Below are 23,504 nucleotides of genomic sequence, written 5' to 3'. Positions count from 1 at the left end.
GATACGTTAATAAACAAGTATTTACGGAGAGTAATATGGCCACCATCAATGGAACCAGCGCGGGTGAAACCCTCAACGGAACTACCGATGCCGATACCTTAAACGGACTGGAAGGCAACGATACGTTGAACGGCGGTAACGGGAACGATGTGTTGGATGGCGGCCGGGGGAACGATACCCTGAACGGCGGTAACGGCAACGATACCTATCTGTTCGGGCGCAATGGCGGACAAGATACGATTAATAGCTATGAAACCACTGCCGGTAAGCTGGATGTATTAACATTCGATGCCGGGGTTGCCGTGGCTGACATCGGGCTGAGGCGGGAAAGCAACGATTTATTGTTGGGCATCATCGGTACCGACGACACGATACGCATCAGCAATTATTTCTACAACGAGGCGGCTGGCGGCTATCAGGTCGAGGAAATCCACTTTGCCGACGGCACCGTGTGGGACGTTGACACGGTCAAGAGCATGTCGCTGACCGGCGATCCCGGAAGTAATACGCTGACCGGTTTTTCCAGCGCCGATATGCTGGTGGGCGGCGACGGTGAAGATACGTTATATGGCGGTGACGACGACGACACCCTGAACGGCGGCGCCGGCGACGACAGGTTATACGGCCAAGCCGGGGACGACATACTGGACGGCGGAACCGGCAACGACACGCTGGAAGGCGACGCCGGCAGCGACATCTATCGCTTCGGCATCGGCTCCGGTCAAGATACCGTCAGCGACCACGACACTACCGTGGGGAAAGTGGATGCCATCGAATTGGGTGACGGTATCACCACCTCCGATGTGACGCTGACCCGTAGCAGTAATAATCTGATCCTCAGTCTGAACGGAACCGGCGACAGTCTGACGGTCAACAGCTTGTTCTACAACGACGCCGCCGGCGGCTATCAGATCGAAGAAATCCGCTTTGCCGACGGTAGCGTGTGGGACTTGAACACCGTAAAAACGCGGGTATTGACCGGCAATGCCGGCAACAACACCTTAACCGGTTATGCCACCGACGATACGCTGAGCGGTCTGGACGGCGCTGACCGCTTATACGGCGAGGCCGGCGACGACAGCTTGAACGGCGGTAGCGGCGACGACGATTTGTACGGCGGCGGCGACGACGACACCCTGAACGGCGGCGCCGGCGACGACAGGCTGTATGGCCAAGCCGGTGACGACATACTGGACGGCGGTGCCGGCAACGACACGCTGGAAGGCGACGCCGGCAGCGACATCTATCGCTTCGGTATCGGCTCGGGTCAAGACACCATCAGCGACCACGACACTACCGTGGGCAAGGTTGACGCCATCGGATTGGGTGACGGTATCACCACCTCCGATGTCACGCTGACCCGTAGCAGTAATAATCTGATCCTCAGTCTGAAGGGAACCGGCGACAGTCTGACGGTCAACAGCTTTTTCTACAATGACGCCGCCGGCGGCTATCAAATCGAAGAAATCCGCTTTGCCGACGGTACCTTGTGGGACTTGAACACCGTAAAAACGCGGGTATTGACCGGCAACGCCGGCAACAACACCTTAACCGGGTATGCCACCGACGATACGCTGAGCGGTCTGGACGGCGCTGACCGCTTATACGGCGAGGCCGGCGACGACACTTTGAACGGCGGCAGCGGCGACGATGATTTGTACGGCGGTGACGACGACGACACCCTGAACGGCGGCGCTGGCGACGACAGGTTATACGGCCAAGCCGGGGACGACATACTGGACGGCGGAACCGGCAACGACACGCTGGAAGGCGACGCCGGCAGCGACATCTATCGCTTCGGCATCGGCTCCGGTCAAGACACCGTCAGCGACCACGATACGACCGTGGGGAAAGTGGATGCCATCGAATTGGGTGACGGTATCACCACCTCCGACGTCACGCTGACCCGTAGCAGTAATCATCTGATCCTCAGTCTGAACGGAACCGGCGACAGTTTGACGGTCAACAGCTTGTTCTACAACGACGCCGCCGGCGGCTATCAGATCGAAGAAATCCGCTTTGCCGACGGTAGCGTTTGGGACTTGAACACGGTCAAAACTCGGGTGTTGACCGGCAATGCCGGCAACAATACCTTAACCGGTTATGCCACGGACGATGCTTTGAGCGGTCTGGACGGCAGTGATCGCCTATACGGCGAAGCCGGAGACGACACGTTAAATGGCGGTGCGAGCGACGACCAACTCTACGGTGGTGACGACGACGATACCTTGATGGGCGGCGCTGGCGACGATTACTTATACGGTCAAGCCGGCGACGACATACTGGATGGCGGTACCGGCAATGACACGCTGGAAGGCGACGCCGGCAGCGACATCTATCGCTTCGGCATCGGCTCAGGTCAAGACACCGTCAGCGACCACGATACTACCGTAGGCAAGGTTGACGCCATCGAATTGGCTACGGGTATTGCCACGTCCGAGGTCACGCTCACCCGTAGCGGCAACAATTTGATCCTCAGCCTGAACGGTACCGGAGACAATCTGACGGTCAACAGCTTTTTCTATAACGACGCCGCCGGCGGCTATCAGATCGAAGAAATCCGCTTTGCCGACGGTACCGTGTGGGACTTGAACACCGTAAAAACGCGGGTATTGACCGGCAACGCCGGCAACAACTCCTTAACCGGGTATGCGTCGGATGACGCTTTAAACGGATTGGACGGTAGCGACCGTTTAAACGGACAAGCCGGGGACGATACCTTGAACGGCGGTAGCGGCGACGACGTTTTGTATGGCGGAGCCGATAACGACGATTTACAAGGTGGACTGGGAGACGATACCCTGTACGGCGAACAAGGAAACGACACGTTAGACGGCGGTAGCGGAAACGATAGTCTCAACGGTGGCGACGGCAGCGATGTTCTGGACGGCGGCGAGGGCGACGATAGCTTGGTTGGCGGTGCAGGCGCGGATACCTATTTGTTCGGCGCTCATTCCGGAAACGATGTCATCAATAACTACGACGCCGACGTATTAGGAACGAATCCGGATACCATAGAACTGGGGCAAGGCTTACAACCCGAAAATCTATTGTTCGAGCGCCAGGGTAACGATCTGCTGATTACCTCGCTGGGGACGGGCAATTCGCTTCGAGTCAGTTATTACTTTTATCAAGACGCCAGCTCGCCGTACGTGGTTGAGAACATCAAATTCGCCGACGGTACGATTTGGGACACGGCGACATTGATGCAGAACATCTTCAATGCCACCCCTTTGCCGGCTCGCTCCATCACTGGAACAAACGGTAACGATATGCTGATGGGCTCTGGCGGAGACGATTATCTATCGGGCCGGGACGGTAACGACGTGCTGGATGGCGGTATCGGCGACGATACGCTGGACGGCGGCAGCGGTAACGACATTTACTGGTTTAGCACCGCGTCAGGGCATGACACCATCAGTTCGTACGATACGGCAGTCGGTAAGCTGGACGCAGTGCAATTCGGTATGGGCGTCACACCGGATGACGTCATAGTGACCAAGAACGGAAATCACTTAGTGCTGGCGATAGCCGATACCGACAATACGCTGACCGTTAATAACTACTTCTACAACGATGCTGCGGGAGGTTACCAAATCGAAGAAATTCGCTTCGACGACGGCACCGTGTGGAATGTGGATACCGTAAAAAGCATGGTGCTGAACGGTAACGATAGTAACAATACACTGAGCGGTTTTTCCGGCGACGATACGCTGATCGGGGGCGGCGGGGATGATACCTTAAGCGGGGCGGGCGGAAGCGATAATCTCCTAGGCGGTGCCGGCGACGACACGCTATACGGTCAGGACGGCGACGACACTCTGGACGGGGGCGCCGGCAACGACAATCTTCAAGGCGATGCCGGCAGCGACACCTATCTATTCGGTGTCGGTTCCGGTCAGGACATCATCAGCGACTATGACACCACCGCCAACAAAACCGACAGCGTTGAATTAGGTGACGGCATTTCGGTTAGCGACGTAACGTTGACTCGTAACGGAAGCGATTTGATATTGAGCTTAAAAGCCAGCGGCGATAGCTTGACGATCAATAGCTATTTTTATAACGATGCGGCCGGGGGGTACCAAGTAGAGCAAATCGGTTTCGCCGACGGTACGATTTGGGATCTTGCTACCGTTAAAAATAGAGTTTTAACCGGCAATACTGCGAACAATACATTAACAGGGTATGCCACTGACGACAGCTTGAGCGGTTTGGACGGTAACGATAACCTGTACGGTCAGGACGGCGACGACAATCTGGACGGCGGCGATGACGACGATACCTTGTACGGCGGTAACGGCGACGATACCCTGCAAGGCGGAATTGGCGACGACACGCTTTACGGTCAAGCCGGCGACGATACCTTGGACGGCGGCGCCGGCAACGACACCCTGGAAGGCGACGCCGGCAGCGACACTTATCTATTCGGCATAGGCTCCGGTCAGGATACCATCAGCGACTACGACACCACCGCCAACAAAACCGACAGCGTGCTGTTAGGCGAGGGCGTGAGCACCGGAGACGTTACGCTGGTTCGCAGCAGCAACAACTTGATTCTCAGTATCAACGGTACCGGCGACAAGCTGACGATCAACAACTACTTTTACAACGATGCGGCCGGCGGCTATCAAGTGGAGGAAATCCGTTTCGCGGACGGCACGGTATGGGGCGTCAATACCGTCAGAACCAAGGTGCTGACCGGAACCGAAGGCAACAACACCTTAACCGGGTACGCCAGCGACGACAGTTTGAGCGGTTTGGGCGGCAACGACACCCTGAGCGGCCAGGACGGGGACGATAACCTGGACGGCGGTAGCGGCGAAGACACGTTGTACGGCGGCGACGGCGACGACGTGCTGCAAGGCGGTAGCGACGACGACATCTTATACGGCCAAGCCGGCGACGACACCTTAGACGGTGGCGCCGGTAACGACACGCTGGAAGGTGATGCCGGCAGCGACACCTATTTGTTCGGCATCGGTTCCGGCCAGGACATCATCAGCGATTACGACACCACCGCCAACAAAACCGACAGCGTGCAATTGGGCGAAGGCGTAGGCACCGGAGACGTCATGCTGGTACGCAGCAGTAACAATCTGGTGCTCAGCATCAACGGTACCGGCGACCGGCTGACGATCAACAACTACTTTAACAACGACGCGGCCGGCGGCTATCAAGTGGAGGAAATCCGCTTCGCGGACGGCACGGTATGGGGCGTCAATATCGTTAAAGCCAGGGTCTTAACCGGTAACGACAGCAATAACGCTATCAGCGGTTACGCCAGCGACGATACGTTGAACGGTTTGGACGGCAACGACACCCTGAGCGGCCAGGACGGGGACGATAACCTGGACGGCGGTAGCGGCGAAGACACGTTGTACGGCGGCGACGGCGACGACGTGCTGCAAGGCGGCAGCGACGACGACGTCTTATACGGCCAAGCCGGCGATGACACCTTAGACGGTGGCGCCGGTAACGACACGCTGGAAGGTGATGCCGGCAGCGACACCTATTTGTTCGGCATCGGTTCCGGCCAGGACATCATCAGCGATTACGACACCACCGCGAACAAAACCGACAGCGTGCAATTGGGCGAAGGCGTGGGCACCAGCGACGTCACGCTGGCACGCAGCAGTAACAATCTGGTGCTCAGCATCAACGGCACCGGCGACCGGCTGACGATCAACAACTATTTTAGCAACGACGCGGCCGGCGGCTATCAAGTGGAGGAAATCCGCTTCGCGGACGGCACGGTATGGGGTGTCAATACCGTTAAAGCCACGGTTTTAACCGGTAACGACAGCAATAACGCTATCAGCGGTTACGCCAGCGACGATACGTTGAACGGTTTGGCCGGCGAAGATACGTTGTACGGCGGCGATGGCGACGATGTGCTGGACGGCGGCGCAGGCGACGACAATTTGCAGGGACAAAACGGTAACGACACCTTGCTTGGGGACAGTGGCGGCGATACTCTGCAAGGCGGTTCCGGTAACGATAGTTTGGATGGCGGCTTGGGTAATGACGCTATGACCGGCGGTGCCGGATTGGACGTATTCCGATTCACCAGCGCAATTGGCTTCGACAATCACGATACTATCAGCGATTTCAGCGTTTCCGAAGATACGATTTTTTTGAGCAGTGCGATTTTTTCCGCCATCACCGGTACCGGCAGTCTGTCGGCCGATCAGTTCAAAGAGATTTCCGCCGGCACGATCGATGCGGACGACCGGGTTTTGTTCAATCAAGCTACCCACAAACTCTATTACGACGCCGACGGCAGCGGCGAGACCGAGCCGGTGCTGTTGGTGACCCTGGGTTCGGTTACCGGCTTGAGCGCAGACAATTTCGAGCTGGGTTAACCTTAGCGAACCGCACTTCAGTAACGATGTTGTAACAAACCGACATTAGGCTATCCGCCATTGCTTGCCAACGAGCAGGCAATTCGGCGGCTGCCGTAAGTATTTAGACGAATCCGGTGGCCATGGTTAGGCTTTTAATTGCGATTCGGTCATGAACAAAATTTTATTGCAAGGGGTGTTGTTGGCACTCGCGGGCGCCGGCGCGGCGCAGGCGGCGCCGATGTTGTTGGCGGTGGGTTCGTTAACCGGCACTGAGGATTTATCCGGTTTGAGCGGTACGTTGGAAAACGGCGTCGATGCCGCGAACGTGTTGGGCGGTATCGGCTCGGGCTTGGCTTATGCCGGCAACCATACGTTTTTGGCTCTGCCCGACAGAGGTCCTAACGCCACTGCATGGAACAGCGCCGTGGACGACACCACGTCTTACATCGCTCGCTTCCAAACCGTCAGCATGGCGTTGACTCCGTCAGCTTCCGGCCCCTTGCCGTTCACCCTGACGCCGACGCTGACCGATACCACCTTGCTCAGCAGTTCTACGCCGCTGAATTACGGCGCGGTCACCCCCAGCATCAACACCGCCAGCCAGTATTATTTCAGCGGCCGATCCGATAATTTCGCCGCCGGCTTATCCACCAATCCGAATAACGGTCGTCTGGACCCGGAAGGTGTACGGGTATCTAACGACGGTACCAAGGTTTACATCTCCGACGAATACGGCCCGTACGTATACGAATTTGACCGCGCGACCGGCGAGCGTACCAAAACCTTCACGCTGCCGGACAGCTTTGCGATAAGCGATTTGTCGTCCATGGCCTCCGCGGAAATCGCCGGCAATAGCATCGGGCGGGTGACCAACAAAGGTATGGAAGGCTTGGCGATTACTCCGGACGGCAAAACCTTGGTCGGCTTCGAGCAAAGCGCGTTATTGCAAGACGGTGGCGACGGCGCGCGGGTTAACCGTATCGTCACGATAGACATCGAAACCGGCGCTACTCACGAATACGCTTACGACAACTACTTGGCCGATAAAGGCAAGGGCTACAACAGCAGCGAAATTTTGGCCGTCAACGACCACGAGTTCTTAGTGCTGGAGCGCGACGGCAAAGGCTTGGGCGACGGCAGTAATGCAGCGGTCAAGCGCCTGTATATGGTGGACTTGGACGGCGCGGACGATGTGAGCAGTATCTTCGGCGAGACGGAGCTATTGGCGCACGCCGTGGAAAAGTCGCTGTTTTTGGACATCAAGACTGCGCTTAACGACGCCGGTTTCAGCAATTCGCAAATTCCGTCCAAATTGGAGGGCGCGGCGTTCGGTGAAGATGTGGTCGACGGCAACGGGACTTTGTATCACACCTTGTATATCGCCAACGATAACGATTTTCTGCCGGATTACGCCGGACAGAATCAATTTTTTGTCTTCGGCTTTACCGATGCGGATTTGAACGGCAGCGTGTTGGAACTGCAGCAAATCGCCGCCGTACCGCTGCCGGCAGCCGGTTGGTTGTTTGCCGGCGGTTTGCTGGGTGGATTGAGAATGCGTAGACATAAGCGTTGAGCGTTCCGCTACGTTACTCTGAAAGTCATAGTGGGAGCGACGCCCTCATCGCGACGAGGGCGTCGCTCCCGAAAAACTTTTATTTGCTGGGGTGATGCCGCTTTTTCATGAGCGTTAGGTAAACGGTTTGCGTCTAACTCGCCGTCTGCGATGGCGCGGCGAGTTGGGCGGCCGTTGCCCGGTCGTGGATGTTCGAGCGATAAGCCACGCCGATGGGCTAGGCTTCCGGCAATCCTGAAGCGAAAATGATCAAATCCGGCTTTGCTAAGGATTTCGCTAATAACAACTTCCCTATTTTCTCAAGCCTTATGGATGCCTAGACCCAAATCCCGTTTGCCGCGCTGAGCACCGAAGGATTTGCATGCGCAGCACCCGCGGCGAGGTACATGGACGTACCGAGTGCATAGCCCGCGAGGGGTGCGGCAAAGATGCCGCACGTTTTCCGAGGGGCAGGAGCCCCTTCGGAAAACCCCGTTCAAATCCTTAGTCGCGCAGGATTCGTGCGGCTGTCGGGTGTCGGCTGACTCGGGCCTTCCAGGTCCTCGCACTGCGTGCGCCGTTGGCGGTGCGGGAACCGAGGTTAAATCAAACCGTCGCACTAGCGACTCAAAAACCGATAGCCTTTAATAAAGCGTGCTCTCTCAATTTCGGGACGTTATTTGTGACGGTATCCGAACCCGACTTACACCACGTCTTTTTACTGTTTTCCGCTACGAATAAGCTGAAATTGTGTAAGGCCCCAAACCGGCCTAACTTGCGGTTGACCGCGCTTTATGAATCGCGCATCGGAAAGGCCGAAAAACTTGCCCGGAGCAACGGTCGCCGTTCTAAGGTCAACGGAAATTTGCGATAATCCCGTCCTTTTTGACGAGTCATTTCATGTGGTTTAAAAATCTGGCGGTTTACCGGTTTACCGAGCCGTTTTCTCTCACTCCCGACGAGTTGCAACAAAAACTGGCGCAACAGCCGTTTAAGCCGTGCGGCGGCCATGATCAATACAGTTTCGGCTGGACTTCGCCTCTCGGTAAATCGGCGGAGGCGTTGGTGCATGCCGCGAACGGCTGTATGATGGTTTGCGCCAAAAAAGAGGAAAAGGTCGTACCCGCCACGGTGATCAACGAGATGTTGGCGGAGCGCATCGATGAAATCGAAGAGAGGGAGGCGCGCAAGCTGCCGGCTAAGGAGCGCAGCCGCTTAAAAGACGAACTGATTTTCGACCTGCTGCCCCGAGCGTTTTCGTTTTCCAAAAAAACCTATGCGTATATCGACAGTCGCGGCGGCTGGCTGATTGTGGACGCGGCGTCGGCCAAAAAAGCCGAGGACTTGCTGAGCAACATGCGCAAATGCCTAGGTTCTTTGCCGGTAGTACCGATTGGGGCCGGCCTAAAGCCGTCGGGCATGATGACGGTGTGGCTGACGACTCAAGCGACGCCGGCCGATCTGCAAATAGAAGACGAATGCGAACTGCGTTCGCCGGAAGAGGAAGGCGGTATTATCCGTTGTAAGCGCCACGATCTGAGTTTGCCGGAAATCAAAAATCACCTCGACAGCGGCAAGCAGACGATTAAGTTGGCGTTAAGTTGGGATGATAGACTGTCGTTCGTATTGGACGAGAGTTTGGCCGTTAAGCGTTTAAAGTTTTTAGATTTGATTCAAGAGCAAAGCGATGAGATCGAGGCTTTCGACGACGCCGAACGTTTTGATGCCGACTTTTCCATTATGAGCGCGGAACTGGGCCGATTCATTCCGCGTCTACTTGAATTATTTTCTGCCGAGGATAAGCCTTAATGAAACGTTTTGGATTTGCTCTGCTAATCGCGCTTTGTTGCGTTCGGGCAAACGCATTGACCTTGCCGGCGCCGGATAGACCCGGTGACAGTATTATCGGCAGTCCGCCTTACAATGCCAAATACGTTAATGCAAGGTACGAAGATACCTTGATCGATATAGCGGTAGCGCATAATTTAGGGCAGGATGAAATCGTGTTGGCGAACCCGACGGTCGACCGCTGGTTGCCGGGGACAGGAACGCCGGTGCGGATTCCGAGCAGTTTTATATTGCCTAACGCGCCGCGGCAGGGGATAGTGGTGAATTTGCCGGAAATGCGGATTTACTATTTTCCGGATGCCAGCCACGTAGTCACCTATGCGGTAGGTATAGGTCGGGTGGATTGGAAAACGCCATTGGGGCATACGCAAATTGCCGGCAAAACGGAAAATCCGTCTTGGACGCCGCCGCCCTCCATTATCGCCGAGCATTTGGCGGACGGCGACGTGCTGGATCCCTACTATCCGCCCGGTCCGGATAATCCCTTGGGCCTATACGCTTTCCGTTTAGGGATTCCGGGTTATTTAATTCATAGCACGAATAAGGTTAACGGCATAGGCATGCGCGTCAGCCACGGATGTATGCGCATGTATCCTGCCGACATCGAGCAGTTTTTCCCGGCGGTAAAAGTCGGTACCACGGTAAATTTGGTCAATCAGCCGATCAAAGTCGGTTGGTACCACGATACCCTCTATATTCAGGTTTATCCGGAAATGGAAGAAATGCCGACCAGTTTCGAGCAGCGGGTGGAAACGGCTTTGAATTTATTGCAACAAGCCAACAACGGCCAAATGCCGGTTATCAAGGGAGCGGTGTTGAAGTCGGCTTTGAGTAAACCGTCGGGAATTCCGATAGCGATTTACGAACGGCCTGCGGCTGCGCAGCAGGCGTCTATTCCGGCGGCGCATTGACTTTTTTCAAAGTTCGCCCGAGAGAGGCATTTCGCCGCTCCCGGGCCGATTTTTAGAAGGGAAATCGGTTGGCAAGGGTGAAAACTGTTGGTGCCGGGCTTGCCTAAACTAAATAACGGCGCGCCTAAAAGCAAAAAGCCCGTGACCTTGCGGTTCACGGGCTTTTTTACAACAACGGTGTTGCTTATTTGTGTTGTGATTTTTTGAACATACGGTCCAATTTGCTGTTGGTGTCTTGAGCGTATTGAGCAGCGCGGTTAGCAGCAGCTTCGGCAGCGGCAGCTTTGGCAGCAGCTTCGGCAGCGGCAGCTTTGGCAGACGCAGCGTCAGCAGAAGCAGCAGCAACTTGCGGTTTCAGAGTATCGATTTGAGCTTGCAAGTTTTCGATGTCGCCGTTGGTTGCGCAACCGGTGGCCAAAACAGCAACAGCAGCAAGTGCAGTCAGTTTTACAGCTTTCATCATGGTTTTCCCCTTGATTGTGGTTTAAAAAACAAAAAAGAACATACGGTGGTAATTTTCCAACATTTGTTTGGAATTTACCAACATTATTTCACGGTAACTGGCGTGCCTTTTTCCACATATTGACTCAGTTTGTCAATCTGATCGTTGGTCAAAGCGATACAGCCGTGAGTCCAGTCAAACACCTCATGAACGCTCAGGCTGCCGCTGCCTAAGCCGTGAATTCCAATTTGCCCGCCGAGCGGCGTGTTTTGCGGCGGAATGTTTCCTCTGTCATAGGCTTGGCGGATTGCATCGTAAGTGGCCGGGTCTATGCGGCCATTGCTCAATGCGTGTTCGGCGTGCTCAGGGTTAGGATAGGTCAAGCCGAAGAATTTGCGAAACGAGCTTTTGTCGTTTATCCAGCCGATACGAAAATTTCCTAACGGGGTGACATCGTCGCCGCGCTGTTCTTTAAGGCCGGCACCTTTACGGCCTATTACCACGTGTTCCAGGGTTTCTAAAGTATCTTCGCCTTTTTTGATTTCCAAGTTGCGAGTTTGCGTGTCGATCAGCAGCCATACGTCCGGATCGGCGTTGCTGGATTGAGTGGAAGCAAGGCTAAGCAGTAAAGCGGTTAGCATCGATTTTCGTCTCATAACGACCTACAAATAATCAGTATTTTAGTGTAATTTAAGGAACTCTACTTGCAGCACTACAGGGTAAAACATGCAAATAATAACCCATAACACCACGCCCTACGATGACCAAAAACCCGGTACCTCGGGTTTACGGAAGAAAGTGAAAGTTTTTCGGACACCAGGCTATCTGGAAAACTTTGTCCAGTCTATTTTCAATAGTTTAGATGATTTTCAGGGAAAAATTCTAGTATTGGGCGGTGACGGGCGTTACTACAACCGGCAGGCGATTCAAATCATTATTAAAATGGCCGCGGCAGCCGGTTTCGGCGAGCTGATCATAGGCCGAGGCGGTTTGCTGTCTACCCCGGCCGCATCGAATGTCATCCGCAAATATCAGGCATTCGGCGGCATTGTGTTGTCAGCAAGCCACAATCCGGGCGGTCCGGACGAAGACTTCGGCATCAAATACAACGTTGGCAACGGCGGACCGGCACCGGAGAAATACACCGACGCCTTTTATCACAACACCAAGACTATCGATAGTTACCGAATTGCCGACATGACGGATGTCGACCTTGATACGTTGGGCGAGTTTCGCATCGGCGCATTACGCATACGCATCATCGATCCGGTAAGCGATTATGCCGAGTTGATGGCGCAAATCTTCGATTTCGAGTTGATCAAGCAAAGCATAGCGGCCGGTTTGATAACCCTGCGTTTCGATGCGATGCACGCGATCACAGGCCCATACGCCAAACAGATATTGGAAGAGGTATTGGGCGCCGCGCCCGGCTCGGTGATTAACGCCGTTCCGCTGGAGGATTTCGGCGGCGGCCATCCCGACCCTAACCTGGTGCATGCCCACGAACTGGCGGAGATTATGTTCGGCGAGCGTCCGCCCGTATTCGGCGCGGCATCGGACGGCGACGGCGACCGCAATATGATCATGGGGGCGCATTGTTTCGTCACGCCTAGCGACAGTTTGGCCATTATGGCTGCCAATGCCGGATTGGTACCGGCTTATGCCAAAGGGATTAGCGGCGTGGCCCGCTCCATGCCCACCAGTCAGGCGGTCGATAGAGTGGCTGACGCGTTGGGTTTGCCTTGCTACGAAACGCCGACCGGTTGGAAGTTTTTCGGCAATTTGCTGGATGCGGACAAAATCACCTTATGTGGCGAAGAGAGTTTCGGTTCCGGCTCCAACCACGTTCGGGAGAAAGACGGGCTATGGGCCGTGTTGTTTTGGCTGAACCTGATTGCCCGCAAACGTCAACCGGTCGCCGACATCGTGCATGAACATTGGCAAAAATACGGGCGGGATATTTACTGCCGCCACGATTACGAAGCCGTGGATTCTGAAATCGCCGACGGCATCGTCGAACATCTACGCGCACAGTTGGCCGAATTGCCCGGCCGCACCTGGGGCGAATATACGGTTAAGTACGCCGACGAATTTTGTTACACCGATCCCGTGGACCAAAGCGTCAGCCGTAACCAGGGCATACGCATCGGTTTCGAAAACGGCTCGCGCATCGTGTTTCGCTTGTCCGGCACCGGCACCGTAGGTGCTACTTTACGCATTTACTTGGAGCGTTACGAGCGCGACATAGCCAGGTTGGATCAAAATGCCCAAGAGGCGTTGGCCGAGTTGGTGGACATCGCCGAGCAACTGTGCCAAGTCAAACAACGCACGGGCATGACTGAGCCTACGGTCATTACTTAATCCGCAAAGCCCTAGGCCGAAGGCCGATCGTTTAAAGCGGCGATTTTGCGTTTAATCCCAACATCAAGGCGTTGTCCGCCGGCGGACAACGCCTTTTTTGTGGTCTTTTCGGTTTCGGTATGTGCCGCAGCCCGCACTTACCGAGCCTAACGGCAGGCTAAGCGGCTGAGATAGGCTATAGTTTGCCCCGGCAGCGCCGAAGCTGAGTCGGTTACTAGCGTTTGATGTGACCGACAAAGGCGTGCGCCGGAATTTAAAGCCCGGCTTATAAGCGCAATTTCCTGGGTTAGGATTGTCGATTTTATTGATGAAACAATATATTAGCGACGACCGGCTATTTTTCGCATTAAAGATTTAAGAGGCAAAACGACATGGCAACTATTGGTACGAGCGGTAACGATATTTTAACCGGCACTAACGGCAACGATAGTTTTGAGGGTGGAGCTGGCAAGGATGTTGTGGTTTTGAACGGCAGTTCCACCGAATATACCTTCAGTTATAGCGGCGGGGTGTTGACCGTTAAGGACAACAATACGGCCAATGGCGACGAAGGCACGGATACGCTGGTGGGCGTCGAAAAAATCCGGTTTTTGGGGGATGACAAACAGATTTCCCTATCGCAGGAAGTGTTGGCAAATGTCGAAACCGATGACGCCCAGACCGGTACCACCTTATTAGTTAATCCGCTGGGCGGTTTTATCAATTTTTGGCAAGGCAGCGACGGCTATTATTTTCGCAAATTCGACAACGACGGAAATCCGGACGGCGCCGAAACCCGAATTTTGGAAGGCGCTTCCGACGTGGTACCCGCTCTGTTTTCCAATGGCAGTATGGTGCTGGCCTGGACCGGCGACGATGCTGACGGAACCGGAATAAACGTGCAATTGTTCGATGCTGACGGTAAGGCCACTTCGGAAATTTTCCACGCTAACGATACCTTAACCGACAATCAAACCCAGCCGGCGATTGCCGTCCTGGAAGACGACAGTTTTGTGGTGGCTTGGACTTCAGCAAATCAGGGTGATTCGTTACACAACGGAAACTCCATGGGTGAAGATCCCAATCAAGCGGGCGTGTTTAGCCAGCATTTCGACAAAAAAGGCAACGCTTTAGGATGGGAGACGAAAGTTAGTGATTCCGGTGGCGGGGATCCGTTTGTAACGGCTTTGCAGGACGGCAGTTATATAGTGGGTTATGAAGCGACCAGAGTCGATACCGAGCAGATGTTAATCTTCGCTAAGTTGTACGATTCCGATGATCAATTTCAGCAATTTCTTTACAATTTTCTGGATAAAGATGATGACCCAATTTCCGGCACGGAAAATAGTTACGTAGATACTATTAACTCAACTGCAGAAACGACTGAATCGGATGTTGGTGATCCTCGGCATAACGAGCTTGCGAGCAAGGAGAAACTACCGACAGCAACTCAACTTTCAGGAGGTTCGATTGTCGTGGTATGGCAGGCGCCGGGTGATCCGTACCCTGTCAAAGACAATCCATTGGATGTGCATGACGGTAGTATTTACGCAAGGCTGTACGATGCAAGCGGTTTTGCGACTACTGCCGAAATTAAAGTTAATTCCTACACTACCTACGAACAATCCCAACCCGCAGTCGCCGCGTTAAGCGACGGCGGTTTCGTGGTTGTCTGGCAATCCATGCTGCAGGACGAAAGTTACTGGGGCGTGTACGGCCAACGCTTCGACGCCGGCGGCAACAAAGTCGGCTCGGAATTCCAAGTCAATACCACCACTCACGATTCGCAGCAACAACCCACCGTGATAGGTTTGAGCGACGGCGGCTTCGTCGTATCCTGGGAAGCGCAGTATCAAGACGGTAATCAGCAAGGGGTGTTTCAGGACGGCGACAAATTGACCGAAATCGTCATGCAACGTTACGACGCCGACGGCAACGCGGTCGGTCAATCTTTCGCCGGTACGGTGGCCGACGACGTGATTGCGATTAGCGGCAGCGACGGTGTGGAAATCGATGGTGCGGCCGGTAACGATACTCTGACAGGTGGCGACGGCGACGACACGCTACGCGGCGGTGCCGGGAACGACACGCTGGACGGCGGTAACGGTGACGATACCTTGATCGGTGGAGACGGTAACGATATTTTCATCGCCGGTTTGGGTAACGATGTATTTGTCGGCGGAGAGGGTAGCGACGTGATCAAGCTCAGTCGAGCGTTAAAAGACTATACCGTTACCGGCGCCGACGGCGTTTATACCGTGACCAGCGTGGACGGCGAATATACTGTCATCGGCGTGGAGAAATTGGAGTTCACCGATCGCGTGAAAACGTTGGTAGGCAGTATTGGTGGCGGGGGAAGCGGGATTACCGGTGTAAATGAGGTAGATACGGAAACAACAGAGGTTAAAACTTTAGAGGGGACAGAAAACAACGATACGTTGACAGGAGGCAATATCAAAGGTGGCCGCGATATTTTGGCCGGTGGCGCCGGCAACGATACCTATATTGCCATAGGCAAAAAACTGACCATTTACGATACGGCGGGTATCGATACCTTGCAGGTGGCGTCTAGCATCGATTTGAGCAATCCGGCGAAGAACCCGATTTTAGGCCTGGAGAGTATCGAAAACGTCACACTGACCGGTAGGCAAGGTTTCAAGTTGATCGGCAGCAGCGCCGACAACCGTTTGGAAGGCAACGACGGAGCAAACAAAATCGACGGCGGTGCCGGCGACGACATCATTATCGGCGGATTGGGTCGGGACAGGCTGACCGGGGGCGACGGTTCGGATATATTCTTTTTCGATAAAGAACCTAGCAAAAGTAATTGGGATTTGATTACCGACTTTTCCAGTTCGGACAGCATTATGCTGGATTCGTCCACCTTCGAAGGATTGGATTCCAATGTAGATGACGGCGTTACCATTAACTTTATCAGCGGCTATGGCCGCACCCGCGCCGACGTCGATAGCGATTCGTTTCTGGTTTACGATACCAAAACCGGTAAACTGTATTACGACGCCATTAGTAATTCCAAATCGGTACTAATCGCTAAAGTGGGCGTGTTGGACGGTAGTAGTTTTACTCCCGCCTCGTTGACCGCCGATTCTTTCGATTTGGTTTGAGCGAGTTTTCGCTCGCGAACTTTAATCTCTATTTGCCATGAATCCGATTCTCCAAGAAGACTTCATCAGCAGCATAGCCGATGCCTTGCAATTCATTTCCTATTACCATCCGGCGGATTTTATCAAGGCGCTAAACGAGGCTTATGTAAAAGAACAAAGTCCTGCAGCCAAGGACGCCATGGAACAGATTTTGATTAACTCCAGAATGTGCGCGGAAGGCAAACGGCCAATCTGCCAGGATACCGGTATCGTGACGGTATTTTTAAAGATAGGCATGGACGTGCGCTGGGAGGCTACGCTGAGCGTAACGGACATGGTCAACGAAGGCGTGCGCCGGGCTTATCTACAGCCGGATAACGTGTTAAGAGCGTCAATCTTGGCCGACCCCGCCGGAAAACGCATCAATACCAAAGACAATACGCCGGCCGTAGTGCATATGGAGGTCGTTAAGGGCAATACGGTGGAAGTGGAATTAGCGGCCAAGGGCGGGGGCTCGGAGGCGAAAGCCAAGTTTGCCATGTTGAATCCGGCCGACAGCATTGTCGATTGGGTGTTGAGTGTGGTACCAACCATGGGGGCCGGTTGGTGCCCGCCGGGGATTTTGGGAATCGGCATAGGCGGCACGGCGGAAAAAGCTATGCTGTTGGCCAAACAGGCCTGTATGCAGGCTATTGATATTCAAGAGTTGTTGGCGCGCGGGCCGCAAAATGCGCTGGAACAGCTCCGCTTGGAACTATACGACAAGGTGAACGCATTAGGCATAGGTGCACAAGGCTTGGGAGGCTTGACCACCGTGCTGGACGTTAAAATTCTGGATTATCCTACTCATGCCGCGAACAAGCCGGTTGCCGTGATACCGAATTGTGCCGCGACCCGTCACGCGCACTTCGTGTTGGACGGTTCGGGGCCTGCGCAATTGACGACGCCAAATTTGGCCGATTGGCCGCAAATCGTGCAAACCGTGTCCAACGCACGGCGAGTGAATTTGGATGGATTACGTAAAGAAGATCTGGAATCTTGGCAGCCCGGAGAGACCTTGTTATTGAGCGGAACCTTGTTGACCGGTCGCGATGCCGCGCACAAACGCATCGTGGAATTGTTGAACAACGGGCAGAGTCTGCCGGCCGGCGTGGAATTGGCCAACAAATTCATTTATTACGTCGGCCCGGTCGATCCGGTTCCGGGCGAAGTCGTCGGTCCGGCCGGACCGACGACAGCGACGAGGATGGACGCATTCACCGAAAAGGTATTGGAGAAGACCGGATTGTTAGGGATGATAGGTAAGGCCGAGCGTGGATCCAAAGCCGTGGCGGCGATTAAAAAGCACAAGGCGGTTTATTTGATCGCCGTTGGCGGCGCGGCGTATTTGGTATCCAAGGCTATCAAGCAAGCGCGGGTAGTCGCTTTTGCCGACTTGGGCATGGAAGCCATACACGAGTTTGTCGTGGAAGACATGCCGGTCACCGTTGCCGTCGATTGCCGCGGCGTATCCATACACGCTAGAGCGCCAAGGGAATGGCAAACGAAAATAGGCAAAATTCCCGTCACGATCGAATAGTTTCCTTCGAAAATCCTATCAACAAAGGCCTGATGAGGCCGATAGTGCGAGTTTATCTGTACCAGCGGGCAATAGGATCCGGCAAGATTTCAGCTACGATTTAGTCGGTGCTTTTTAACGGGTAAACCCATTTTATACTGCCAGCGCAGAGGCGAAACATCATGCAACAACGCTTTTTCTTATCACTATTTTTCTTCGTTGTCGCGCTGATGCTGCCTTTGCGCAGCGTGCAGGCAGCGTTTTTCAACCCCGATCCGAACGTATTTTATGACGACAGCGGGGCGGAAATGTTTAAGCCGGTATCGTTGAATGTCTTTTTAGGCATGGAGGCTTTAGACATCGGCTCTTTGCTCTTCTCGCAGTCTGTGTTCGGGTTTTATTTCGTCGATACGGATCCTACCATCGCAGCTAACAGAATTGCGCTCTGGGGGCCGGATACCCACAATACGTTCTCAAACCCGCAAGCGGCCATCGTGCTGTTGGATTACGGCGTCGTGCTGGATACCGGCTTGAATGTGACATCTACCTTTTCGGCGGCAAGCAACGTCATCGGTTTCTATTACGAATTGCCGGCTGTCGCGGGTGGCGTAACCCTATTCAGTCAAGCGGCGTTGAATCCCAACGGCATCGATGCATTCGGGTTCTTTCCGCTGATTAGCGACCCGACTGCTTATTTACTGGAAATTCTGGTGCCTTTCGATGACGGCTCGATACTGCCTTTGGGTATTGAGTTTCTCGCCAATCTGGCTCCGGTCACCGGAACCGGTAACGTTCCCGAGCCGGGCATCTTACCCTTGTTGATATTGGCTTTACTGACGTATGGTGCGGTAACGCGCAATTCCGCTCGGATTTCAGCATAATAAAAAGCTGCGCTGGTTTATTGTTTCGATCTAAATTTCTACTTTGTGCCGGTTGAGTAATTGATTTCAGCTTGTCCAGCCGGCCGTATTTTCCGCAATCGACCCGATTGTGCCTGCAAAATTAAATTTCGCATCAGTTCTTGCCTTTATCCGGGCGGCCGGCGTCGGATGCGCGCTTTCGTTAATTTAACGGGATCGGCTTTGGCGACAAGCAAGCCGCTGAAGGATGATGCTTGGGTGATGGCGGGTTTTCGTGCCAAGATCAGTTCGATCGGGCACGAAAACCGAACTGAGGATTAACGGCCTATCGAGAAGTATTCCAAGCCGTGATGTTTCAGGATCTTGGGCTCGTACATGTTACGGCCGTCGAAGATGACTTTATCGCGTAACAGGCCGCCAAGTTTGTCGAAATCCGGGCTGCGGAATTGTTTCCATTCGGTCACGATGACTAAGGCGTCGGCGTCGTTCAGTGTATCTATTTGTGCTTCGCAATAAATCAATCCGGGGTTGTCGCCGTAAATACGCTTAGCCTCGTGCAGCGCTTCCGGATCGTAGGCCTTGACCGAGGCACCGGCGGCGATTAAAGCTTCCAGCAAAACCCGGCTAGGTGCTTCGCGCATGTCGTCGGTATTAGGTTTGAAGGCCAAGCCCCAAAGTGCAAATGTTTTACCTTTAATCCCTTCGGGATAGCGGGCGCTGATTTTTTCGAACAAACGGTGTTTTTGCCGGTCGTTGACGTTTTCGACCGCGTTCAGCAATTCGGCGTGATAACCCATTTCTTTAGCGGTGCGTTCCAAGGCTTTGACGTCTTTAGGAAAACACGAGCCGCCGTAGCCGCAGCCAGGATAGATGAAGCTATAGCCGATGCGGCTGTCGGAGCCTATGCCGTGGCGCACGCTCTCGATGTCGGCGCCTAAACGTTCTGCCAGGTTGGCGAGCTCGTTCATAAAGCTGATTTTGGTCGCCAGCATTGCGTTGGCTGCATATTTGGTCAATTCGGCGGAACGGATGTCCATGTTGATGACTCGTTCCCTGCTGCGGTTGAACGGCGCGTACAAGGCTTTTAACAGCTCTGCGGTGCGCGGGTTGTCTGTGCCGATGACGATGCGGTCAGGCTTCATAAAATCGTCCAGTGCCGAGCCTTCCTTTAAAAATTCCGGGTTGGATACCACGTCGAATTCCACGCTTTCGCCACGTTCCGCCAAGACGTCCAGCATGGTTTGCCTGACCTTGTCGGCGGTACCGACCGGCACGGTGGATTTGTCGACCACGATTTTGTAGTCCTGCATGTTTTCGGCGACGCTACGGGCAACGGCCAATACATAGCGCAAGTCAGCGGAACCGTCTTCGTCCGGAGGGGTTCCTACTGCGATGAATTGGAACAAGCCGAAATCGACGGCTTCTTTTACGTCGGTCGTAAAATGCAAGCGGTCGGCGGCCATATTGTCCTTGATCATCTCTTCCAAGCCGGGTTCGTAGATTGGAATAATGCCTTGTTTCAGTTTGTCTATCTTGTTTTGATCGACATCCATGCACATGACTTGATTGCCGACATCGGCCAGGCAGGCGCCGGTCACCAGACCTACGTAACCGCTACCGAAAACTGTGATTCTCATGTTTTATCCTCGTTTATGTTCAGGGTTTGCGTTTTATTCGATATAAGGCGGAAATGTCTTCGTCGCCGTAGCCTTGTTGCATCAGCTGTGCGTATTCCGATACGGTCCGTTCGGTCAGAGGAATGGCTGTTCCGGTTTGTGCGGCTATCTCCCGGCAGATCAACAAATCCTTGTGATGCAAAGCCAGCTTGAAGCCGGGCTTGAACAGGCCTTGGGTCATGGTTTTGCCGCGATGTTGCAAAAACCAATTGCCGGCCGCACCGCCGCAGACCACGTCTATCACTTTATCCAGGTCCAGGCCTTGCGCTTGGGCGAAGCTCAAGGCTTCGGTAACCGCTTGATTGATGCCGGCGCACATGACTTGGTTGACGGCCTTGCACGCTTGCCCGGAGCCGGTCGGCCCTAAGTGTTCGATTCTAGCGGTCATGCATTCGAGTATAGGACGTACCCGCGCCAGCACAGCGGGGTCGCCGCCTATCATCATCGCCAAGCTGCCTTTGTTGGCGCCTTCGACGCCGCCCGATACCGGGGCGTCTAAAAAATGCGCTTGTTTGCCGGCCAGAGCGGCAGCTGCTCGAACCGCGGTATTACTGCCGACAGTGGAGGTATCGATTACCACGCTACCCGGCTTGATGGTGGCGGCGATGGCGTCGATTACATCCATCACATCGTTATCGGCCGATACGCAGATGAAAATCACGTCGCTTTGTTCGGCCAGACTTTGCACCGAGTCGTAAGCCGTAACCGTCAATTCGGTAGCCAGTTCGTGCGCTTTGGAACAGGTGCGGTTATATACCGCTTGTAAATAGCCGCCTTTGGCCAAGTTTTTTGCCATGCCTTGGCCCATGGCGCCTAGGCCGATGAAGCCTACTTTCATGTATTCTCCGTTGCTAAAAGGTCGGTTTGCACTGAAACCCGTGTGCGCCTGCTTATTTTTCCAAATAAGTATAGGCGTTCAATCCGGCTAAAAGCTCTTGTTCGAATAGTTGTTGCTGCGCTTGAGGGAGTTTCGAACTCGCTAAACGCTGTCGGTAAGCCGATTTGAGTGCTTCGGTGTCGATGTGCACGTAATCGAGCAGCTCGCTAACGTCTTCCCCGGCCATAAAGTCGCCGAAGCGATAGCCGTTGTCTGCCAGTTCGATATTGATCGAATGGGTGTCGCCGAACAAATTGTGCATGTCGCCCAATATTTCCTGATAAGCGCCCAACATGAAAAAACCGATCAAATAGTCCTGTTCGTCGTCGATTGCGTGCAAGGGCAGGGTGTGGCTGACGTTGTGCCGATCTACGTATTGATCGATGCGGCCGTCCGAGTCGCACGTCAAATCCTGCAGTACGGTGCGGCGCGACGGACGTTGCTGCAAGCGCTGAATCGGCAGGATGGGGAAAATTTGCTCTATGCCCCAAATGTCCGGCATGGATTGAAACAACGAGAAATTGCAGAATACCTTATCCGCCAGTTTTTCGTCCAATTCTTGCAGAATCTCGCGGTGTTGATGGTTTTCCGTATTTAGGCGGCCTTGTATCTGCCGGCATAAGCTTACGTAGTGTTTTTCGGCTTCGGCCAGTTGCGATAACGATAAATCGCCTTGTACGAATTGCGCGCGGGCTTGGGCAATATCGAATTGGGCGTTGTGGTAGGCCTCGGCGAGGTTGGTTGCGTTAAAGCTGTGCTGTTCCGTATCGCTTTGCAAACTTTCCACTTCGGTAACATTGGTGATCAGCACTGCATGGTGGGCGGTAATCGCCCGGCCGGACTCGGTAATGATGTGCGGTTCGGGTAGATGGTGTTGGCGGCTGATTTCGGCAAACGCATGCACGATGTTGTCGGCGTATTCGGCCATGCTGTAGTTCATCGAGCACTCGCGCCGCGAACCGCTGCCGTCGTAATCCACGCCCAGACCGCCGCCGGCGTCGACCGTATTGATGTTTGCGCCCAGGCTGCGTAACTGCACGTAAAATTGACCGGCTTCTTTCAACGCCAATTTGATGTCGTGAATATTGGCGATTTGCGACCCCATGTGAAAGTGCATCAATTGCAGGCAATCTAGCAGGTTCATTTGCCCCAGTTGTTCTATCAGCTGCAAGACTTCGCTGGCATGCAAGCCGAATTTGGATTTCTCGCCGCCGCTGTTTTGCCATTTGCCGGCGCTAATGGTGGAAAGCCTAACCCGCATCCCGATCAAAGGCCGAACCTGCAACTTGGCGGCTTCTTCGACGATCAGCCCCAGCTCCGAGGGTTTCTCGATGACGATGAAGACCGACAAACCCATCAATTGCCCCATCAAGGCCATCCGGATATAAAGCCGGTCTTTATAGCCGTTGCAGACGATGGTGCCGCCCGGTTTGATCAGGCCCAGTATTGCCAACAATTCCGGTTTGCTGCCGGCTTCCAGGCCTATGTTATCGGCCGACACGATGCTTTGCACCACGTTGCCTTGTTGGTTGACTTTAATCGGGTAGACCGGGGTGTAATTGCCGTTGTAGCGGTATTTGTCGCGCGCTAGGTCGAAAGCTTGCTGCAACTGCACTATCCGGTCGCGCAAGATGTCGGTAAAGCGTACCAGCACCGGAAAATTCAAGCCGCGCCCGCGCAACGCTTGGGCGACTTCGAATAAATCGATGGTTTGTTCCGTTGCCAAACGCGGCTTAACGCAAACGTGGCCTTGCCGGTTGATAGAGAAATACCCACCACCCCATTGATCGACGGCGTAAAGTTGTTTGGATTCTTCAATCGACCATGATTCTGTTTGCACGCATACGCCCCTAGTAATGTCTTCTAAATCCCGGAAATTCTAAAATAAAACGCAACGCATCAGTAGCCGAATTAGCTGCATTACCTTTAAAAACGCTAGGCTCCGGGGTTGAATAGGTGCTGTCGCTGCCGAATGCCCCGTTCCCTAAG

At 54.2% G+C, this 23,504-nt stretch carries 13 protein-coding genes; 8 read left to right on the top strand and 5 right to left on the bottom strand.

The window, feature by feature from the left end:
* Window positions 1-35 precede the first annotated feature (35 nt).
* The 4 genes from F1E05_RS17040 (at window position 36) to F1E05_RS17025 (ending at window position 10,658) form a co-directional block, all read left to right on the top strand.
* On the top strand, window positions 36-6,365 hold the full coding sequence (locus tag F1E05_RS17040) for a calcium-binding protein (RefSeq protein ID WP_150050569.1): 6,330 nt from the start codon (window positions 36-38) through the stop codon (window positions 6,363-6,365).
* Window positions 6,366-6,516: 151 nt separating this feature from the next.
* On the top strand, window positions 6,517-7,920 hold the full coding sequence (locus tag F1E05_RS17035) for an esterase-like activity of phytase family protein (RefSeq protein WP_150050567.1): 1,404 nt from the start codon (window positions 6,517-6,519) through the stop codon (window positions 7,918-7,920).
* 879 nt (window positions 7,921-8,799) lie between these two features.
* Window positions 8,800-9,708, top strand: a complete 909-nt coding sequence (rdgC, locus tag F1E05_RS17030) for a recombination-associated protein RdgC (RefSeq protein ID WP_150050565.1) — start codon at window positions 8,800-8,802, stop codon at window positions 9,706-9,708.
* Window positions 9,708-10,658: a L,D-transpeptidase family protein gene (locus F1E05_RS17025; protein WP_150050563.1), complete on the top strand. Its 951-nt coding sequence runs from the start codon at window positions 9,708-9,710 to the stop codon at window positions 10,656-10,658. Before rdgC ends, F1E05_RS17025 begins: the two co-directional genes overlap by 1 nt.
* Window positions 10,659-10,842: 184 nt before the next feature.
* Here F1E05_RS17025 and F1E05_RS17020 read toward each other — a convergent pair whose 3' ends face one another.
* Both F1E05_RS17020 and F1E05_RS17015 read right to left on the bottom strand, forming a co-directional pair.
* A complete protein-coding gene (locus tag F1E05_RS17020; RefSeq protein WP_150050561.1) occupies window positions 10,843-11,121 on the bottom strand; it encodes an Lpp/OprI family alanine-zipper lipoprotein in 279 nt (92 codons plus the stop codon).
* A gap of 83 nt (window positions 11,122-11,204) precedes the next feature.
* Window positions 11,205-11,756 (bottom strand): L,D-transpeptidase family protein, encoded by a 552-nt coding sequence (locus F1E05_RS17015; protein WP_150050559.1) that lies wholly within the window; start codon window positions 11,754-11,756, stop codon window positions 11,205-11,207.
* Window positions 11,757-11,826: 70 nt separating this feature from the next.
* Here F1E05_RS17015 and F1E05_RS17010 point away from each other — a divergent pair, with 70 nt between their 5' ends.
* The 4 genes from F1E05_RS17010 (at window position 11,827) to F1E05_RS16995 (ending at window position 18,983) form a co-directional block, all read left to right on the top strand.
* Complete coding sequence (locus tag F1E05_RS17010; protein WP_150050557.1) at window positions 11,827-13,461, top strand: alpha-D-glucose phosphate-specific phosphoglucomutase; 1,635 nt, start codon at window positions 11,827-11,829, stop codon at window positions 13,459-13,461.
* Window positions 13,462-13,832: 371 nt separating this feature from the next.
* Window positions 13,833-16,565 (top strand): calcium-binding protein, encoded by a 2,733-nt coding sequence (locus F1E05_RS17005; RefSeq protein WP_150050555.1) that lies wholly within the window; start codon window positions 13,833-13,835, stop codon window positions 16,563-16,565.
* Between the two features lie 37 nt (window positions 16,566-16,602).
* Window positions 16,603-18,123: a fumarate hydratase gene (locus F1E05_RS17000; protein WP_150050554.1), complete on the top strand. Its 1,521-nt coding sequence runs from the start codon at window positions 16,603-16,605 to the stop codon at window positions 18,121-18,123.
* Window positions 18,124-18,284: 161 nt separating this feature from the next.
* Window positions 18,285-18,983 (top strand): hypothetical protein, encoded by a 699-nt coding sequence (locus F1E05_RS16995; protein WP_150050552.1) that lies wholly within the window; start codon window positions 18,285-18,287, stop codon window positions 18,981-18,983.
* Between the two features lie 296 nt (window positions 18,984-19,279).
* Here the strand turns inward: F1E05_RS16995 and F1E05_RS16990 are convergent, their stop codons facing one another.
* Genes F1E05_RS16990 through speA form a run of 3 tightly spaced genes read right to left on the bottom strand, consistent with a single transcriptional unit; the run spans window position 19,280 to window position 23,355 of the window.
* A complete protein-coding gene (locus tag F1E05_RS16990; protein WP_150050550.1) occupies window positions 19,280-20,599 on the bottom strand; it encodes a UDP-glucose dehydrogenase family protein in 1,320 nt (439 codons plus the stop codon).
* Window positions 20,600-20,618: 19 nt separating this feature from the next.
* Complete coding sequence (locus tag F1E05_RS16985) at window positions 20,619-21,542, bottom strand: NAD(P)-dependent oxidoreductase (protein ID WP_269473512.1); 924 nt, start codon at window positions 21,540-21,542, stop codon at window positions 20,619-20,621.
* Complete coding sequence (gene speA / locus F1E05_RS16980) at window positions 21,529-23,355, bottom strand: biosynthetic arginine decarboxylase (RefSeq protein WP_150050546.1); 1,827 nt, start codon at window positions 23,353-23,355, stop codon at window positions 21,529-21,531. The genes F1E05_RS16985 and speA overlap by 14 nt, the downstream gene beginning before the upstream one ends.
* Between the last annotated feature and the right edge of the window lie 149 nt (window positions 23,356-23,504).

The sequence above is a fragment of the Methylomonas rhizoryzae genome, from assembly GCF_008632455.1.
In the GTDB taxonomy this organism is placed as follows: domain Bacteria; phylum Pseudomonadota; class Gammaproteobacteria; order Methylococcales; family Methylomonadaceae; genus Methylomonas; species Methylomonas rhizoryzae.
This window is presented reverse-complemented; position numbering and strand designations above follow the sequence as displayed.

What these genes read in the sequence shown, in the direction of transcription:
- F1E05_RS17040 (WP_150050569.1), top strand. Translation starts at nt 36, where the DNA reads ATGGCCACCATCAATGGAACCAGCGCGGGTGAAACCCTCAACGGAACT.
- F1E05_RS17005 (WP_150050555.1), top strand. Translation starts at nt 13,833, where the DNA reads ATGGCAACTATTGGTACGAGCGGTAACGATATTTTAACCGGCACTAAC.
- F1E05_RS17010 (WP_150050557.1), top strand. Translation starts at nt 11,827, where the DNA reads ATGCAAATAATAACCCATAACACCACGCCCTACGATGACCAAAAACCC.
- rdgC (WP_150050565.1), top strand. Translation starts at nt 8,800, where the DNA reads ATGTGGTTTAAAAATCTGGCGGTTTACCGGTTTACCGAGCCGTTTTCT.
- F1E05_RS17015 (WP_150050559.1), bottom strand. Translation starts at nt 11,756, where the DNA reads ATGAGACGAAAATCGATGCTAACCGCTTTACTGCTTAGCCTTGCTTCC.
- F1E05_RS17035 (WP_150050567.1), top strand. Translation starts at nt 6,517, where the DNA reads ATGAACAAAATTTTATTGCAAGGGGTGTTGTTGGCACTCGCGGGCGCC.
- F1E05_RS17025 (WP_150050563.1), top strand. Translation starts at nt 9,708, where the DNA reads ATGAAACGTTTTGGATTTGCTCTGCTAATCGCGCTTTGTTGCGTTCGG.
- F1E05_RS17000 (WP_150050554.1), top strand. Translation starts at nt 16,603, where the DNA reads ATGAATCCGATTCTCCAAGAAGACTTCATCAGCAGCATAGCCGATGCC.
- F1E05_RS16990 (WP_150050550.1), bottom strand. Translation starts at nt 20,599, where the DNA reads ATGAGAATCACAGTTTTCGGTAGCGGTTACGTAGGTCTGGTGACCGGC.
- F1E05_RS16995 (WP_150050552.1), top strand. Translation starts at nt 18,285, where the DNA reads ATGCAACAACGCTTTTTCTTATCACTATTTTTCTTCGTTGTCGCGCTG.
- F1E05_RS17020 (WP_150050561.1), bottom strand. Translation starts at nt 11,121, where the DNA reads ATGATGAAAGCTGTAAAACTGACTGCACTTGCTGCTGTTGCTGTTTTG.